Here is a 16,545-nt window from a genome sequence, read left to right on the forward strand (position 1 = left end):
TAACGGCGAGACGCAAGATATTGCGTCTCTACACCGCTACAGCATCAGCTGCAGGGTAGCGGCGTAGAACGTGTCGCTGGCCTTGATGTCCAGCCGGTGGCGGTTGCCGGGGTAGTACTGCGCCAGGCGGGCCCGCAAGGTAGGCAAGCCCAGGCCGGAGGGCGTGGCCCGAAAGTGCGGTGGAATGCTGTTGCCGGTGCGCAGGGTCAGGCCCGTGTCGGTTTGGGTGAGCTCAATGCGGATGGTATTCGGGCCGCCGGGGCCGATGGCGTGCTTGAAGCAGTTTTCGACCAGCGGCAGCAGCAGCAGCGGGGCCAGCGGCTGCTCGGGGCGGGGCAGGTCGGTGGTGAATTCAACCGTCGTGTTATCGCGCAGGCGCAGCTTCTCCAAGCCGATGTAGTTGGCCAGGTACTCGGCTTCGGTGCCCACGGTCACGGTGCTGAGGCGGGAGCTGTCGAGCTGGTAGCGCATCAGGCCCGCGAGCTGCAGCAGGGCCTCGGGCATCTGCTCAGGCGCGGCCAGGCTCAGGCCGTACAGGTTGTTGAGGGTATTGAACAGAAAGTGCTGATTCACTTGCGCCTTGAGCAAGCTCAGTTCGGTTTCGAGCTGCAGGGCCCGCAGCTGCTGCATCTGGAAGTGGCTCACGATGCCCCGGCGCACATAGTGGGCAATGGTGGCGAGCAGCAAGCCTAGCAATACGTTGCCCACGGCTAGCCCATAGCGGTAGGCCACGGTTTGAGTATGGCCTTCCCTGTCAACTATATGAATGTTCGCCATGTGGTTGAGGAAGTGTAGCAGCGCTCCCGCCGCCAGCAGGGTCGCTAGCGTAGCTGTAGCATACTGCGCGTATCGGCGCCGGTCCAGCAGGTTCGCCAGCAGCCAGTCGTGGAGGTAAATGGCGGGAGCCAGCACACCTAATAAGAGGGACGACGACAGAAGCCCAGTCTGGGTAGGGGTTTGGTCGTGTCGGGCCATAACGCCAAAGAAGCTCACTACAATCAGCCAAACTACTCCATGGCGGAAGGTGCGCCGCCTGATAAAATCTGAATTTGTCATGCCGCAAAACTACTAGCGACGAACAGCTGCTTTCAACTAAACATGACGAACGGCGTTGGTCAGTGCCAGTCGGTGGTTGGTCATGAAATGGTGCCAGACCGTCATTTAATCATGCGTTAGTGCAATGTCTAGGCGGAGATTTGGCCCATCAAAGTGCTACCACATCGACCCATGATACCTCTGCTGCTCCACTCCGTTTCTGCCCTTGCCCTGTCGGGCCTGTTGCTCCAGGCCGCTCCCGAGCACGCCCAATCTACCACTCTGATTGGCCAGGTGCTCGACCAAACAACCCAAGCGCCGGTGGCCTACGCCAGCGTGGGGGTGCTGCGCCGGCCGGTTGGCACCGTGGCCGACGACCAGGGCCGCTTTGCTTTGAACCTATCGGGCGCCAACGACCAGGACTCGCTGCGCATTAGCCTGCTGGGCTATGCCCCGCGCACGATGCAGATGGCGGCGCAGCGGCAGCAGCTGGGCCGCAGCGGCGGCCGCTTCTACCTGCTGTCGGCGCCCATGCAGCTGGCTGAAGTGGTGGTACGCCCCGGCAAGCTGACCCGCCGCATTGTGGGCAACAGCACCAACTCCTACCGCGTTTCGGGCAGCTTCGTTATGAACACGCTCGGCAAGCAGCTGGCGCAGGGCATGCACGTGCGCCGTCCCAGCCCCCTGGAGCAAGTGTCGTTTCACGTGTCGCGCTGCATCTACGACAGCCTCTTTTACCGCGTCAATGTGTACCAAGTACTCGATGGGCAGCCCACCACCAACCTGCTGCCCGAGCCCGTGTACGTGCGGGTGCGCAAGGGCCAAACCCAGGACCGCCTTGTCGCTGACCTGCGCCGCTTCCATCTCACCGTGCGGGGTGACATTGCCGTGAGCCTTGAAATGGTGAAGAGTCCCGGGCCCGGCGAGCTTATGCTCAGCGTGAGCCTGCTGAAAGGACCCGTGTACTTCGCCGACCAGGCCATGAGCGGCTTTGAGCGGGTGCGCGGCTTCGGCGTGGGCATCGATGCTACCGTGACAGAGTACAGAAACAACTAAATAAAGTGTTAATTTACAGGTTCCAAGCAACTACCTTTTCGGCTTTTGCATCAGAGGCCTGCTCTTCGGCTTGACTGGCTTTGGGCGTGTAATGAGCGCCGCTCTGTCGCTATTCACTCTTCGCAATACTTTCACTATTTCACCACCTTTTTTTTCTGTTTCGCTATGGCTCTGAACATCAGTAACCTTTCCAAAACCTACCCGAACGGTACCCAGGCCCTCAAAAACGTCAGCCTGGAAATTCCCACCGGCATGTTTGGCCTGCTTGGGCCCAACGGCGCCGGCAAGTCCAGTCTGATGCGCACCATTGCCACGCTGCAGGACGCCGACACCGGCAGCATTCACCTCGACGACATCGACGTGCTGCGCGATAAAGAGGCCGTGCGCCGCGTGCTGGGCTATTTGCCGCAGGAATTTGGCGTGTACCCCAGCGTGAGCGCCGAGGAGCTGCTCGACCACTTCGCCACCCTCAAAGGCATCGCCAGCAGCCGGGAGCGCAAGGAAATGGTGGCGGCCCTGCTGCACCAGACCAACCTCTACGACGTGCGCAAAAAGCACGTGGGCGGCTACTCGGGCGGCATGAAACAGCGCTTCGGCATTGCCCAGGCCCTGCTCGGCAACCCGCGCCTCATCATCGTGGACGAGCCCACCGCCGGCCTCGACCCGGCCGAGCGCAACCGCTTCCACAACCTGCTGAGCGAGATTGGCGAGAACATCATCGTCATCCTCAGCACCCACATCGTGAGCGACGTGAGCGATTTGTGCCGCGCCATGGCCATCATCAACAAAGGCGAGGTGCTGCTCACCGGCGACCCCATTTCGGTGATGGACAACCTGAAAGGCCGCATCTGGAAAAAGCTGATTGAGAAAGCCGAGCTGCCGGCCCTGCAAGCCGCGCAGCACGTCATCAGCTCGCGTTTGTTCGCGGGCAAAACCGTGGTGCACGTGCTGGCCGACAGTGCGCCGGACAGCGGCTTTGAAGCCGTGAACCCGGACCTGGAGGATGTGTACTTTTCGGAAATTAAGAACTACGAAATGGGAATTAAAAACGGCCCCGTCATGGCCTAATGAGCTAAGCTGGGCGGCCTGCGTCCACCTCATCTTTAATTCTCAATTCATAATTTTTAATTCAAAATGTTCCTTCCCATTCTTCTTTTCGAGCTAAAGTACCGGCTGAAGCGCCCGGCTACCTGGATTTACTTTGCCATCCTGTTCATCCTAGCGTTTCTGCTGGTCACGGCGGCGGGCGGCGGCTTCGGGCCGGGCACCGACGTGAGTATCGGCGGCGATGGGCAGGCGGTGAAAATCAACGCGCCGTTTTCGGTGGCCATCACCATCACGGTGCTGAGCGTGTTCGGCGTCATCATCGCCTCGTCGCTCATGGGCAACCCGGTGTACCGCGACTTTGAGCACCGCACTCACCCGCTGTTCTACACCACGCCCATCAGCAAATTCGGCTACCTGGGTGGGCGCTTTCTGGGCTCGTACCTGATTGCCGTGCTCGTGTTCAGCGGGCTGGGCCTGGGCGCCGGGCTGGCGGGCATCATGCCCTGGATGGAGCAGGACCGGTTTCTGGCCAGCACTCCGCTGGGCACCTACCTGTGGCCCTACCTCCTGCTGGTGCTGCCCAACCTGTGGTTTACGGGCGCTATCTTCTTCACCACGGCCACGCTCACGCGCAACATCCTGAGCACCTACATCGGGGCCGTGCTGCTGCTGGTGGGCTACCTGGTGGCCAACGCCTACCTCCGGGACCTCAAAAACGAGCACCTGGTGGCGGCGCTGGACGCTTTCGGCCTCGCGGCCCTGAACTTCACCACGCGCTACCTCACGGCACCGGAGAAGAATACGCTGCTGCTGCCCCTGTCCAGCTACCTGCTGCTCAACCGTGCAGTGTGGCTGAGCTTCGGGCTGGGTTTGCTGGCGTTTTGCTACGCTCGGTTCCGGTTTTCGGCGCTGGCTTCAGAAAAGGTATCGAAGAAGGTGCGGCGCGAGTCGGCGGCGGGCGCGCTGGCGGAGGCCAATACCACGGACCAAAGCATAGCCGGCGGGCTGCGCCTGCTGCCCCGCGTGACGCAGGTTTTCTCCGGCGGCCTGAGCCTGAGCCAGTGGTGGAGCCTCACCAAGCTGGAATTTAGAGGCATCGTGCGCAGCCGCTACTTCGCGGCCATTGCGGGCGCGGGCGTCATCGTGCTGTTGGCCACGGCTTCGCAGGCCGGCAAAACGTTCGACACTGTGACGTTTCCGGTGACCAACCAGTACCTGACCATCGCCAGCGGGCCGTTCTTCCTGTTCCTGTTTGCCATCATCATCTTCTACAGCGGCGAGCTGGTGTGGCGCGAGCGCCAGGCCGGCGTGGCCCAGATTGCTGACGCCGTGCCGATACCCAACTGGGTACCGTTTCTGAGCAAGCTGACGGCGCTCTGGCTCGTGCAGGTGGTGCTCATGGCCGTGGTGATGGTGTGCGGCCTGCTCATTCAAACCGCGAAGGGCTACTTCAACTACGAAATCGGCCTGTACGTCCAGGCGCTGTTCTTTTACCAGCTGCCGTACCTGCTGCTGCTCTGCGTGTTGGCCATGGTGACGCAGGTGGTGGTGAACAACAAGTACCTGGGCTTCGCCGTCATCGTGGTGTATTACCTGGCCGACCAGTTCCGGCCGCAGATTGGCCTGGGCCACCGGCTGTTCGATTTTGGGGGTGGCACTACGCCCGGCCCGTACTCGGCCATGAACGGCTACGGCCATTTCCTGCCCGCTTTCTGGTGGACCAAGCTGCTGTGGGCCGGCGTTGCCCTGTTGCTGGTGCTGGCCGCCACGCTGCTCTGGGTGCGCGGCACCGATACCAGCAGCCGCCTGCGCGAAGCCCGCCGCCGCTGGAGCGCCGGCAGCAGCGCCACGCTGGCGCTGGGCCTGCTCGTGAGCCTGGGCGCGGGTGCCTACATCTTCTACAACACCAACGTATTGAATGAGTACCTCAGCCCCAAGGCGGGCGAGAAACAGCAGCTAGCCTACGAGCAGAAGTACCGCCGCTACAAGGACGTGCCGCAGCCCCGCATCACGGCCGTAAGCCTCGATACCGACATTTTTCCCAGCACCCGCGCCGTGCGGTTCCGCGGGCAGTTTATGCTGGTCAACAAGCACCAGGAGCCGCTGGATTCGGTGATGGTGAGCCTGCCCGTGGAGCGGCACCCGCGGGTGCGCCGCCTGACGCTGGGTGCGCCCGGCCAGGCCACGCTGGCCCTGAACGACACCACCTTCGGCTTCCGCATCTACCGGCTGGCCCGGCCCCTGGCCCCCGGCGACTCGCTGGCCCTGAGCATGGACTTGCTTTATCAGGAGCGCGGGTTCCCCAACGCGGGCTCCAACACGGATATCGTGTATAATGGCACGTTCATCAGCAACGGCTACCTGCCCGGCCTGGGCTACCGCGAGGAAGCCGAAATCAGTGGCGACCAGGACCGCAAAAACTACGGCCTCAAGCCCAAACCCCGCATGGCCAGGGTCAACGACCTCAAGGCCCGCCAGAACACCTACATCGGCACCGACGCCGACTGGATACGCTTTCGCACCACCGTCAGCACCGAGGCCGACCAGACCGCCGTGGCCCCCGGCTACCTCCAAAAGGAGTGGGTGAAGGACGGCCGCCGTTACTTCACCTACGTGATGGACCGGCCCATGAAAAACTTCTACACCTTCCTGTCGGCGCGCTACAAAACCTATTCCGAGAAGTGGGTGGACACGGCCGGTCGGCGCACCATCCCCATCGTTATCTATTACCAGCCGGGCCACGAGTACAACCTCAAGCGCATGGCCGAGGGCGCCAAAGACGCGCTGGCCTACTGCTCCCGTAACTTCTCGCCCTACCAGCACCAGCAGGTGCGCATCCTGGAGTTTCCGCAGTATGCTTCCTTTGCTCAAAGCTTTGCCAACACCATTCCGTTCTCCGAGGCCATTGGCTTCGTGGCCGACGTGGACGACAACGACCCGCAGGATTTGAACATGCCCTACTACGTGACGGCCCACGAGGTGGCGCACCAGTGGTGGGGGCACCAGGTAGTGGGTGCCGCCGTGCAGGGCAGCACGCTCATGTCGGAAGCGCTGGCCGAATACTCGGCCCTGATGGTGCTCCGCCACCACAACGGCCCCAGCACCATGCAGCGCTTCCTTAAGTTCGACATGAACCGCTACCTGCAAGGCCGCGCCTTCGAGCAAAAAAAGGAGGTGCCGCTGGCGCTGGTGGAGAATCAGCAGTACATCCACTACCGCAAGGGCTCCGTGGTGATGTATGCCTTGCAGGACTATATGGGCGAGGAAAAGCTGAACGGCGCCCTCAAGAAGTACGTGGCCGCCACCGCCTTTCAGCAGCCGCCCTACACCAACTCGCCCGAGTTCATCGGCTACCTGCGCCGGGCCGCCCCCGATTCGCTGCAGCCCTACCTCACCGACCAGTTTGAGCGCATCACCCTGTTCGACAACCGTGTGACCGACGCCACCAGCAAGAAGCTGCCCAACGGTCAGTACCAGGTCGATTTTACGGTGAAGAGCGCCAAGTTCTATGCCGACAGCCTCGGTAACCAAAGCCCCGCCGACCAGTCGCGCGACGTGCTGCCCGTGGCCATCTTCCCCGAGTTGGGCAAGGACAAAAAGCCCGTGGCCCCACTACTGCTAGTAAAGCACCGCCTGCGCCTGGGCGACAACAAGCTGAGCTTTGTGGTGAGTAAAAAGCCTGCCTCCGTAGCCGTTGACCCGTACAACATGATTATCGACCGGCGGCTCGACGATAACACCAAGGACTTGTAGCCCAGCTTCCCAAACGCAGAAATCCCCGACCACGCTGGTCGGGGATTTTTTTTGCGATTAACGAGGCTGCTCAGGATTTGTGCACCTGTTTCAGGTTGCGCTTCACCTCCTTGCGGGCGGTTTTGAGGTAGAATTTGAGCTGCTGCTTGCGCGATACTACGATAACCTGGGCGTTGGCCAGGTTCACTGTCGATTCATCGGCGGCGGCATTCAGGGTCATTTTTTCATCGGCGTAGCCGGCGTAGGTCACGCGGGCATCCAGCGCGCCGGCGTTGGCGGGCACCACAAACTGAAATTCCCCGTCGGCATTGGTCACGGTCATTTGCTTGGTCGCGGTCAGGATAACCACCGCACCCGCCAACGGCCCGGCGGGATTGGTGATTTTGCCCGCGAGCACCATCGTTTCAGTGGGGTTTGGAGAAGAAATACCGTAGTCGCTACTGCCAGTACTGTGGCTGCTTGAAGCGTATGATTTGCTGCTATTAAAAGCGGTTTGGGCTTGGGTGCTCGAACCAATCAGGGGGGCTACCAGATAGAAAGCGAGATTTAGGAGGAAATAGGTACGCATAGCAGTTAAAATCGAGTTGTTATATCACTACTAATAAAGATTTGCAAGCATATGTTGCAGTACTAAAGACAATTTCGTTCAACAATATCTTTTTTTCGGTCAATAGCGTTTTTGGACGGGTGAAATATTTCATAAGGAAAAAACCGCCTTTTACACTGCCTGTAAAATTCCTTCCCCCACTGAAAAAAACCTGGCCTTTCGGACCAGGTTTTTTTCAGCGGGGGAAGGAATTTTGCAGAAGAAAGGAGAAGGAATTTCGCAGAAAAAGGTGTGTAGGAGGGTATGTGCTGCCAAACTGGATTATTCGCCCGGCTTAGTTGTTTTGGTGCGAAGCAGGTAAATGGAGCCGAGAGCCTGAGCCGGGGCCAGACTCACCACTTCATCTTGCAAGCCACCGTAGCCACAGGTCAATTGCACGCTTTTGGCGTCAGCGGGAATGCGTAGCTCAAATTCGCCTTCGGCATTAGTTACCACGATGTTGCGGGTGCCATGCAGCCAGACAGTGGCTCCGGTTAGTACACCCTGCTTGTCCTGCACCACTCCGTGCACCACTTTGTAGGTTGCTGCCTTGTGGTCGTCCTCCGAGGCTACACTAGTGGCATCTTCGGTGGGCGCAGCCATATTCGTGTAAGCGAGTTGGGCACGGCCAGGGAGTACAGTGAATACGAGCCCAACAGCAACTAAGACGGAAGCGAGGCGAATACTCATAGTAAATTGCACTTTGGTTATTTTTAATAGAACGATACAAATGTACAGTATATTGCGGCCATTTGCAAACACTATTCATTGAAAATTACTTTTTAATATATGATAAGCACTAAAATAATTATAACTCAAGCCGGACCCTAACAGACAAAGAGCCCAATGCATGATGCATTGGGCTCTTTAGTATCTGCAAAAATTTATACAAAAAAATATAAAAAACTTGCTAAGTGACAAGGGCTGACGCGTACCTCCTCAGATGCGCTCAACTTAGGGATACTGATTAAGGGTAAAGCAATGCTATTGAGCCGCTTCGTGGGCCCCGACTCAGGCCGTTCCGCGCAGGCGCTCTTCTTGGCGAAAAGCGGCGTAAGAATACGCGTAGCTGAAAAGCGCAGTGCCAAGTATCAGCACAAGCATCATGCGCGACGTCCAGGCCGCGGGCAGCACCAGCGCGAGTCCAACCATGAGCAGTCCGGCCAGGCAAAACAGGATGCCGCCGGCCCGGTGCGTGCGTGCCCACACACGGGGACTTTCCAGCGTCCAGGGGGTGCGGATGCCGACGAAGTAGTTGGGCTGCACGGTGGTAAGGTAGTTGCCCAAGAAGACAAAGAACCCGCCCACCAGCACCGCGATGCCCGTGGCCGAAGCGGCATTGGGGTGCAGCCCGATGTACACCGAACAGCAGGCTATGCCACTAAGCAGGCCCACCACGGCTAGGCGCAGCTTCTGGAAATTGACATTGCCGGCATCAAGTTGGCGCTTGGGGTCGAAGTAGGGCAGCCACGTGAGCAGCAGGGCCGTACCCAGCGGCAAGGCCAGGGTAAACAGCCACAGGTTCTGGCGGCTGGTGTAGCCATTCACCTGGCCATTGGTGTCGAGGTGGGAGGGAACCTGCGCGGGCAATTCCGCCCACACACAAGCGAGGTACACCGACGGAATTGCCACTGCCACGAGGGTCAGCAATTGCCAAACGAGGAGGTTGTTTTTCATGGTGACAAAAAGTGAAGAGTGAGGAAAGAGAAAGGTTTAGGATTTGAATTGGTAGAGCCAGCCCAGTAATTCGTCAAACACCGTCATGTTCAGGGTGTAGACCACAAATTGACCCTGCTTCTGACTGGTAACGAGGCCGGCCTGGCGCAGCAAGTCGAGGTGGTGACTGATGGTGGGAGCCGAAAACTGGAACTGCTCGGCAATGGCCCCGGCCGTGGCTGGCCCGCCGCGCAGTCGCTCCAGAATGGCGCGCCGCGTGGGGTCGTTCAGGGCTTTGAAGAGAGCATTCATCTTGTTGTTTTAATGATTAGACAAATGTCTAAATAAAATCTGAATAAAAAAGGCGCGACCCTTAAAAAGAGAGCCGCGCCTTTTTTATTCAGCGATGTTGGTAATTCGGACCGATGAGCCGCCGCAACTAAGCATGCTGCTGCGCGGCCTCTTCGGCCGTTTTTCCGGGTCGGCTGCCCCAGCCCAGGCCGCAGCGGTTTTGCATTTGCTGCCGGAATTTTTCGCGGGCGTCGGGGCTCAGGTTTTCCATGCGGCCGGCCATGCGCTGCTGCCATTCGCGGCGCTTGCGGGCCCAACCACCCGGCCGCCCACCCTGAAAGCCACCGAACAGAATTCGGCTCAGCACGAGTAAGCCGAGGGTTTGGGCCAGGCCGATAGTGGGAAGATGAAACAGGTCGGGCATCAACCAATTCCACAACGCCTGCGTGGCGAGCACGGCAGCGGTGACGAACAGTGCCGCGAAGAAAAAGAAACGAAGGCCGCGAAGCAGCCAAAATTTACGGTCCATGATAGGTGGTATATTAAGTCAGGTAACGAGCTGATAGGCTTTGATAAATTCGGCGTTCTAACTGATAAGCCGTGGCCAGAGGTGCATCGGCCAACCTAAATATTAGTAAATCAGTCAGTAAATAATTCGGTGTACAATTTCTGTAGCCGCCTTCGCAGGTGCAGCACAGCGTAGTGCTTGCGTGAAATCAGGGTTTTGAGGGGAACGCCGGTTTCTGCCTCCATTTCACGGAAGGTTTTGTCTTCCAATTCGTGCCACACAAATACTTGGCGCTGGGCGGCGGGCAGCTCAGCCAGCGCGTCGCTGAGGGCTTCCATGAGGGTTTCGCGTAGCAGGCGGTTTTCGGGCGAGTCGTCGGGGGCGGGCAGCAAGTCGGCCAGCAGCAGCCCTTCGCCGTCATCGGAAGCCTCGGCCGCGCCAAAAGCTTCTTCTAAACTCACGGGGCGCTTGCGGCGGTAGAGGTCGGTGATGCGGTTGCGGGCCACCCGGAACAGCCAGGCCGCCGCCTGCTCCACGGGCTTGAGCATCCGGTAGCTTTCCACGAGTTCGGCAAAAACGTCCTGCATGAGGTCTTCGGCCTCGGCCTCGTCGGGAATACGGCGCCGAATAAACTGCAGCAGCCGGGGACGCTGCTGGCGTACGGCTTCGGCAATCTGGCGGTCTTGCTGCGAAGCCGACATGGGAGCGAGGGAGGGAAGCGAAAGAGCCAGGGTTTCCATTGTGCCTAAGCAGACGCGGGCCTCTCGAAATTACTTTAGCTTTTACTGGGCTATGGTCACGGGAGTTTGATAGCCTCCGTTTTTAAACGTAGCGTTGCCATGGGGCAGTACTATTGACGACGGCATGCCGATTAGGCAATTGGCGACTACCGGATTTTGTTGGTTGCACTGTGTCCTGACACCATGAATACGCATTGGAAACCCAATATAGTAAGGCCCAGATAGGCTATAAGGGCAATTAGCGGAGCCAGAGCAACGCAGAAACGAAATGGAGCATTCTCAAGAAGCTGCTGGCCGTTTTATCGTAGCGCGTGGCCAAGCGTCGAAACTGCTTGAGGCGGCTGAAGAAGCGCTCGGTTTCGCCGCTGGCGGCAAGCTGGCGTGTGGCCCTGGGTGCTGGTTCAGGTCCAAAACGCCACGGCCGTAATTCTTGGCAAAAAAAATCGCACGGTTCCGTTAGCGCACGACGCTGAAACCTACAAAGAGCGAAACCATCTCGAAAGGGCCATCAACGGCCTAAAACGGGTTCGGGCCGTGGCCGCTCGGTTTGATAAACGCGCCACCAATTACTGCACCACTTATTGCTTGATTGCTGCTCTAACCGGGCTCTAACCGGGCTCTAACCGGGCTCTAACTGTAAACACTCCTTAGCAGATTGGCCCTGGTATTTGGCGGCTGCGCTCCTCCCGCCAGGCCCGAGCCAGGCTTGTTATGCTTGCGGTTTTTCGGGTACCTTTGCCCGCCGGTGCCGGTAGCCATTCGCGTTACCCCCCAATCGTTACGCCAGTTGCCCAAATAGATGGACCAAACTATCCCCGAAGTAATCCGGACCGTTCCGCTTCAGTACTACGTCTTTTTCGCCTCGGCCCTGTTTGCCATTGGCGTCACGGGCGTACTGGTGCGGCGCAACGCCATTATCATCTTTATGTGCGTGGAGTTGATGCTCAATGCTGTGAACATCCTGCTGACGGCCTTTTCGGCCTACCGGGCCGACCCCAACGGGCAGATTTTCGTGTTCTTCATCATGGCCGTGGCCGCCGCCGAAGTATCGGTCGGCCTAGGCATCATCGTCATGATTTACCGCAACTTCCAGACCACCGACGTCAACTTGTTGAGCCGCTTGAAGTGGTAGCGTAGCCGAGTGACTGCGTGAGAGAGTGACTGCGTGTTCGCGCCAGCTTGCTCTAGCACAAAGTTGCTTGCTGCTTCATTCACTCAGTTGCTCCGTCGCTCAGTCACTTTCCCATGCAAGAAACCGTTCTCCCCGGCGCCAACGCCCCTTATTCTGCGTTCATTTACGTCCTGATTCCGCTGTTGCCTTTCCTGGGTTTCCTGCTGAACGGGCTGCTGAACCGCAAGCTCTCCGGCACCATGGCCGGCCTCATTGGCAGCGCCACTGTGCTGGGCTCGTTCCTGATTTCGGTGATGCTGTTTCTCGATTTTCAGTACCAGTACACCGTGCAGCTGTTCGACTGGATTTCCGTCGGCTCGCTGCAAATCCCATTCCAGTACCAGATTGACCAGCTCAGCCTGATTATGCTGTTGCTGGTGACGGGCGTGGGCTTCCTGATTCACGTGTACAGCATCGGCTACATGCACCACGACGAGAACGTGGGCAAGTTCTTTAGCTTCCTGAACCTATTCATTTTCAGCATGTTGGTGCTGGTGATGGGAGCCAACTTCGTCATCCTCTTTATTGGTTGGGAAGGTGTGGGCTTGTGTTCCTACCTGCTCATCGGCTTCTGGAACAAGAATACGGCCTACAACAACGCGGCCAAGAAAGCCTTCATTATCAACCGCATTGGCGACCTGGGATTTCTGCTCGGCATCTTCCTGATTTACCTCACCTTCAACTCGGTACAATACGCCGAGGTGTTCCAGAAGGCCAGCCTTGGCGATTTTGGCACTTATGGCGTGGGCATCTGCACGGCCATCACGCTGCTGCTGTTTGTAGGTGCTATGGGTAAATCGGCCCAGCTACCGCTCTACACCTGGCTGCCGGATGCTATGGCCGGCCCCACGCCGGTTTCGGCACTTATCCACGCCGCTACCATGGTCACGGCGGGTATTTACATGGTGCTGCGCGCCAACGTGCTGTTCACGCTCGCACCCGACACGCTGCAGGTGGTAGCCATTGTGGGCGCGGCCACGGCCCTGTTTGCTGCCACCATCGGTTTGGCGCAGAACGATATTAAGAAGGTGCTGGCTTACTCCACGGTGTCGCAGCTAGGGTATATGTTTTTGGCGCTGGGCGTGATGGGCTACTCCACTTCGCTGTTTCACGTTCTCACCCACGCGTTTTTCAAGGCCCTGATGTTCCTTGGGGCCGGCTCCGTCATTCACGCCATGAGCAATGAGCAGGACCTGCGCCGCATGGGCGGCCTGCGCAAGGCGCTGCCCATTACGTTCGTCACCTTCCTTATCGGCTGTCTGGCCATTTCGGGCATTCCGCCGTTCTCGGGCTTTTTCTCTAAAGATGAAATCCTGGCGCACGCCTTTGAGCACAACAAAGTACTGTGGGCTATGGGGCTGCTCACGGCGTTTCTGACGGCGTTTTACATGTTCCGTTTGCTGTTCCTGGCCTTTTTTGGCGAGTTCCGGGGCACCGCCGAGCAGAAGCACCACTTGCACGAGTCACCGGCTTCGATGACCTTTCCGCTCATCATTCTGGCAATTCTGGCGGCTGTGGGCGGCTTTATGGGTGCGCCCATGTTCACGGGAGGACATCACTACCTGGCCGAATATCTGGCCCCGATTTTTACCTATTCGCAACGCCTTATGCCAGCGGTTTTTTCGGCTGAACCCGACCATAACACCGAGCTGATGCTGATGGGTCTATCGGTAGCGGCGGGCTTGCTGGGCATCATCCTAGCCTATGTATTCTACGTGGCGCGCGCACAGCGCCCGGCCGAGGATGAGGCGCACCGCTCGGCCCCCGAGAGCCTGGTATATCACAAGTATTACATCGATGAGCTGTACAACAACCTGTTCACGCGGCCAATTATGGGGCTATCATCGGGGCTCTACAAGTTCGTGGAAAACGGCGTTATCAACCCCGTTGTTGGTGCTTTTGGCCGCGCTGTGAATGGCGGCGGGCAACTGCTCCGCTACGTACAAACCGGGGCCGTAGAAACGTACCTGATTTTAATGGTAATCGGAATCGTGCTGATTCTGGGGTTGAATTTTAGCCGTTTCTAACCACTAGTCGCATATTTCTAATCACTTCCGCGACATGAAAGCATTTGTTGCGCACTTTCTTCTTATATCGACTTGCTGGGCAGCAGTAGCTTGTGCAAAAGGCACCCGCGACTAAGGGGTGGGCGAATGGAAGAATGCAGCTACCGATGCTGAGGTGCACACCTTTATCACCGAAGGCAAGCAGGACCTGGTGAGCAAGTACAACGAGGCGACCAGGAGCGTGCTGATTGACGATGAGATTCGTAAAGTCCCCGTGCTCTACGTACCCGATACCAACGAAATAGTGGTTTCGGCAGGTGGGAAAAGTGAGAAGTTTACGCGAGTAAAATAACCTGGCAGTTTGACGAATGAGGCAGGCCTGACCCAATGGCTAAATCCGTTTAGTGGTCAATGGTTATTGCGGGTTTCTGCCTTCTGACGGTGTCTATTCTGCCATATTGATGTAACTATGGCGGTTCCACGAACAATGTAGTGACGCGACCCTTCGCGTCTGTGCGTCTAGGCGTCGAACAGTTCGGTGAGAACGGCGCGGCCCCGAAAACGCAAAGAGTCGCGTCGCTATGTGCTGTATACTAATCTGAGAGCCGCTGTAAGGGGCTGCCGTTGAATTTGCCAGGCTAACCAAATTGGCGGGCGTCAAGCGCAACTGTTTATTTGAGATAATAGTCGTTATCAATCGGTTCAAAGGATGTCAATAAAAGTGGAAGAGGTTAGAAGAGCAACTTTTTTAGATAAGTAAAGTATAGCAGCCTACCCAGTGCGGGCCGGAGGGTCGGCGCCGGATTTCGTTTCTATCTCTTCACCTCAAAAAGTATGCATCCAACACCTAACCTTCTGCGTGGTCTGGCGCTCGGGGCAATCATGCTAAGCATGGCGGCCTCGTCGGCTCAGGCCCAAACCGCTGACAGAAAGACGGCCCTCAGTGGTAATGTCGGCCTGTTGCAGTACCGTGGCAACATGGGAACCGATTTTTGGGACCGTTCCGAACCTGACCTGGAAGTAGGCGGCGGTGGTACTCTTAGCCGTTACCTGTCGCCAACGTTCGACGTGGCCCTGCTGGGCTACTATCAAACGTATAAATTCAGCAGCGAAGTACGGGCCGGTGACAACTTTGAGGCGCGTGTCGGTATGGTGGATGTGGGCCTGAAGCTCAAACTCAACAACGGCAAGATTTTAAAAGAGGATTTCTTCATCCAGCCCTACTTGATGGGCGGCGGCGGTATGTTTTTGACGAACAGCCAGGGCCGCGCCAATGGCCGGAATTTTTTTAATCAAATTCGCCGCCCTGAGGTATTCGCCTTGGCGGGTCTGCGATTCCGTCTCAGTGATGCCATATCGTTGGACCTGACCACCAGCCAGCACTATGCCTTTACCGAGCGGGTTGATAACCTCTACGGCAGCCCGAACGACAAGCTGTACGACCGGTTCCTGCTGCACCAGGCTGGTGTGACGGTAGCCTTCGGCAAGATGAAGGACGAAGACAAAGACGGCGTATCGGACAAGAAGGATAAGTGCCCCGGCACTCCCGCCGGTGTGGCCGTGGACCCCACCGGTTGCCCCTTGGACAAGGACGGCGACGGTGTGCCCGATTACCAGGACAAGTGCCCCGACGTGAAAGGCCTGGCCGCCCTGCAAGGTTGCCCCGACCGTGACGGCGACGGCGTGACCGACCTGGACGACAAATGCCCCGACGTGGCCGGTAAGGCTGAGCTGCAAGGCTGCCCCGATACGGACAACGACGGCGTAACTGATTTGGACGATAAGTGCCCCACCACCCCTGCTGGCGTGAAAGTAGACGCCACTGGCTGCCCGCTTGACCGCGACGGCGATGGCGTGCCCGACTACCAGGACCGCTGCCCCGACCGTGCCGGCCCCGCCTCGAACAAAGGCTGCCCTGAGATTAAGGCTGAAACCAAGAAGCGCCTGTCGGAAGCCACGAAGTTTATCAACTTCGAATTCAACAAGGCGGTTCTGTTGCCTAGCTCGTACCCAACGTTGAAGGACTTGGCCGCCATCATGGCTGAGTACCCGGATTATAGCATGAGCATTGCTGGCCACACCGACAGCAAAGGCAGCGATGACTATAACCTGCGCTTGTCTTACGACCGGGCAGCATCGGCCCGGACGTACATGCTGAGCCAGAGTGTTCCAGCCGCCCGCATTGAATCGCGTGGCTACGGCGAGACCAAGCCCGTTGCCGATAATGCTACGGCCAAAGGCCAGGCAATGAATCGCCGCGTTGAGTTTGACCTCTATCTCACCGGCGACCCCAACTCGGCCGAAGTGAAGTACGGTGCTGCACCCACCATTGCGGAGCTGAAAGCAACTCCGGCAGGCGTGCCGACTGTGAAGAAGGCCCCCGCCAAAAAGGCTCCGGCCCGCAAGGCTCCGGTCCGCAAGCGCAAGTAAGCCGCCCGCGCGGCAAGCGCTAAGTCAAAAAAACGGCCCGCTCGATGAGAGCGGGCTGTTTTTTTGTGGCTTAAGGAATGAGGCTGGTCCACTCTACCCTACTAAAAATCGGGCATAAAAACGGGAAGGTTCGACCTTTGTAGTTCCTCAACTGCCAAAAGCGCGCCCTTCCCGTGAAGCAATGCCTCGTTGCCAAAATCACGACCCTTTTGCATTCGGCACCGCTGGTGCGGAACCTGGCCTGCAAGAAGTTCATTGCCCGCTTC

The 16,545-nt window shown here is 58.2% G+C and carries 14 protein-coding genes and 1 pseudogene; 7 read left to right on the top strand and 8 right to left on the bottom strand.

The window, feature by feature from the left end; all coding sequences use genetic code 11:
* Positions 1–36 precede the first annotated feature (36 nt).
* Positions 37–975: a sensor histidine kinase gene (locus IEW17_RS10885; RefSeq protein ID WP_188562069.1), complete on the bottom strand. Its 939-nt coding sequence runs from the start codon at positions 973–975 to the stop codon at positions 37–39.
* 252 nt (positions 976–1,227) lie between these two features.
* Between IEW17_RS10885 and IEW17_RS10890 the strand changes: the two genes are divergently transcribed.
* The 3 genes from IEW17_RS10890 to IEW17_RS10900 all read left to right on the top strand — a co-directional run bounded on the left by IEW17_RS10890 (position 1,228) and on the right by IEW17_RS10900 (position 6,891).
* Entirely contained in the window at positions 1,228–2,091 is an 864-nt protein-coding gene (locus tag IEW17_RS10890) for a carboxypeptidase-like regulatory domain-containing protein (RefSeq protein WP_188562070.1), read from the top strand.
* Positions 2,092–2,256: 165 nt separating this feature from the next.
* Entirely contained in the window at positions 2,257–3,159 is a 903-nt protein-coding gene (locus IEW17_RS10895; protein WP_188562071.1) for an ABC transporter ATP-binding protein, read from the top strand.
* A 66-nt stretch (positions 3,160–3,225) separates the two neighbouring features.
* Positions 3,226–6,891, top strand: coding sequence for an ABC transporter permease/M1 family aminopeptidase (locus IEW17_RS10900; protein ID WP_188562072.1), 3,666 nt, complete (start codon positions 3,226–3,228; stop codon positions 6,889–6,891).
* A gap of 70 nt (positions 6,892–6,961) precedes the next feature.
* Here IEW17_RS10900 and IEW17_RS10905 read toward each other — a convergent pair whose 3' ends face one another.
* The 7 genes and pseudogenes from IEW17_RS10905 to IEW17_RS10935 all read right to left on the bottom strand — a co-directional run.
* Positions 6,962–7,459, bottom strand: coding sequence for a carboxypeptidase regulatory-like domain-containing protein (locus IEW17_RS10905; protein WP_188562073.1), 498 nt, complete (start codon positions 7,457–7,459; stop codon positions 6,962–6,964).
* Positions 7,460–7,759: 300 nt separating this feature from the next.
* Complete coding sequence (locus IEW17_RS10910; protein WP_188562074.1) at positions 7,760–8,080, bottom strand: carboxypeptidase-like regulatory domain-containing protein; 321 nt, start codon at positions 8,078–8,080, stop codon at positions 7,760–7,762.
* Between the two features lie 408 nt (positions 8,081–8,488).
* Positions 8,489–9,154, bottom strand: coding sequence for an SdpI family protein (locus tag IEW17_RS10915; protein ID WP_188562075.1), 666 nt, complete (start codon positions 9,152–9,154; stop codon positions 8,489–8,491).
* A 36-nt stretch (positions 9,155–9,190) separates the two neighbouring features.
* Positions 9,191–9,445, bottom strand: a complete 255-nt coding sequence (locus IEW17_RS10920) for an autorepressor SdpR family transcription factor (protein ID WP_188562076.1) — start codon at positions 9,443–9,445, stop codon at positions 9,191–9,193.
* Positions 9,446–9,572: 127 nt separating this feature from the next.
* Positions 9,573–9,953: a hypothetical protein gene (locus IEW17_RS10925; protein ID WP_229748948.1), complete on the bottom strand. Its 381-nt coding sequence runs from the start codon at positions 9,951–9,953 to the stop codon at positions 9,573–9,575.
* A 110-nt stretch (positions 9,954–10,063) separates the two neighbouring features.
* Positions 10,064–10,672, bottom strand: a complete 609-nt coding sequence (locus tag IEW17_RS10930; RefSeq protein WP_188562077.1) for an RNA polymerase sigma factor — start codon at positions 10,670–10,672, stop codon at positions 10,064–10,066.
* A 238-nt stretch (positions 10,673–10,910) separates the two neighbouring features.
* Positions 10,911–11,027: pseudogene (locus tag IEW17_RS10935) on the bottom strand (IS5/IS1182 family transposase); the annotation flags it as partial.
* Between the two features lie 444 nt (positions 11,028–11,471).
* Here IEW17_RS10935 and nuoK point away from each other — a divergent pair.
* The 4 genes from nuoK to IEW17_RS21345 all read left to right on the top strand — a co-directional run bounded on the left by nuoK (position 11,472) and on the right by IEW17_RS21345 (position 16,279).
* Positions 11,472–11,804: an NADH-quinone oxidoreductase subunit NuoK gene (gene nuoK, locus IEW17_RS10940; RefSeq protein ID WP_188562078.1), complete on the top strand. Its 333-nt coding sequence runs from the start codon at positions 11,472–11,474 to the stop codon at positions 11,802–11,804.
* A gap of 113 nt (positions 11,805–11,917) precedes the next feature.
* Positions 11,918–13,870 (top strand): NADH-quinone oxidoreductase subunit L, encoded by a 1,953-nt coding sequence (gene nuoL, locus IEW17_RS10945; RefSeq protein WP_188562079.1) that lies wholly within the window; start codon positions 11,918–11,920, stop codon positions 13,868–13,870.
* A gap of 154 nt (positions 13,871–14,024) precedes the next feature.
* Positions 14,025–14,201, top strand: coding sequence for a hypothetical protein (locus tag IEW17_RS10950; protein ID WP_188562080.1), 177 nt, complete (start codon positions 14,025–14,027; stop codon positions 14,199–14,201).
* A gap of 482 nt (positions 14,202–14,683) precedes the next feature.
* Positions 14,684–16,279 (top strand): OmpA family protein, encoded by a 1,596-nt coding sequence (locus IEW17_RS21345; protein WP_188562081.1) that lies wholly within the window; start codon positions 14,684–14,686, stop codon positions 16,277–16,279.
* Positions 16,280–16,545 lie beyond the last annotated feature (266 nt).

This window comes from Hymenobacter frigidus (genome assembly GCF_014640435.1).
GTDB lineage: Bacteria > Bacteroidota > Bacteroidia > Cytophagales > Hymenobacteraceae > Hymenobacter > Hymenobacter frigidus.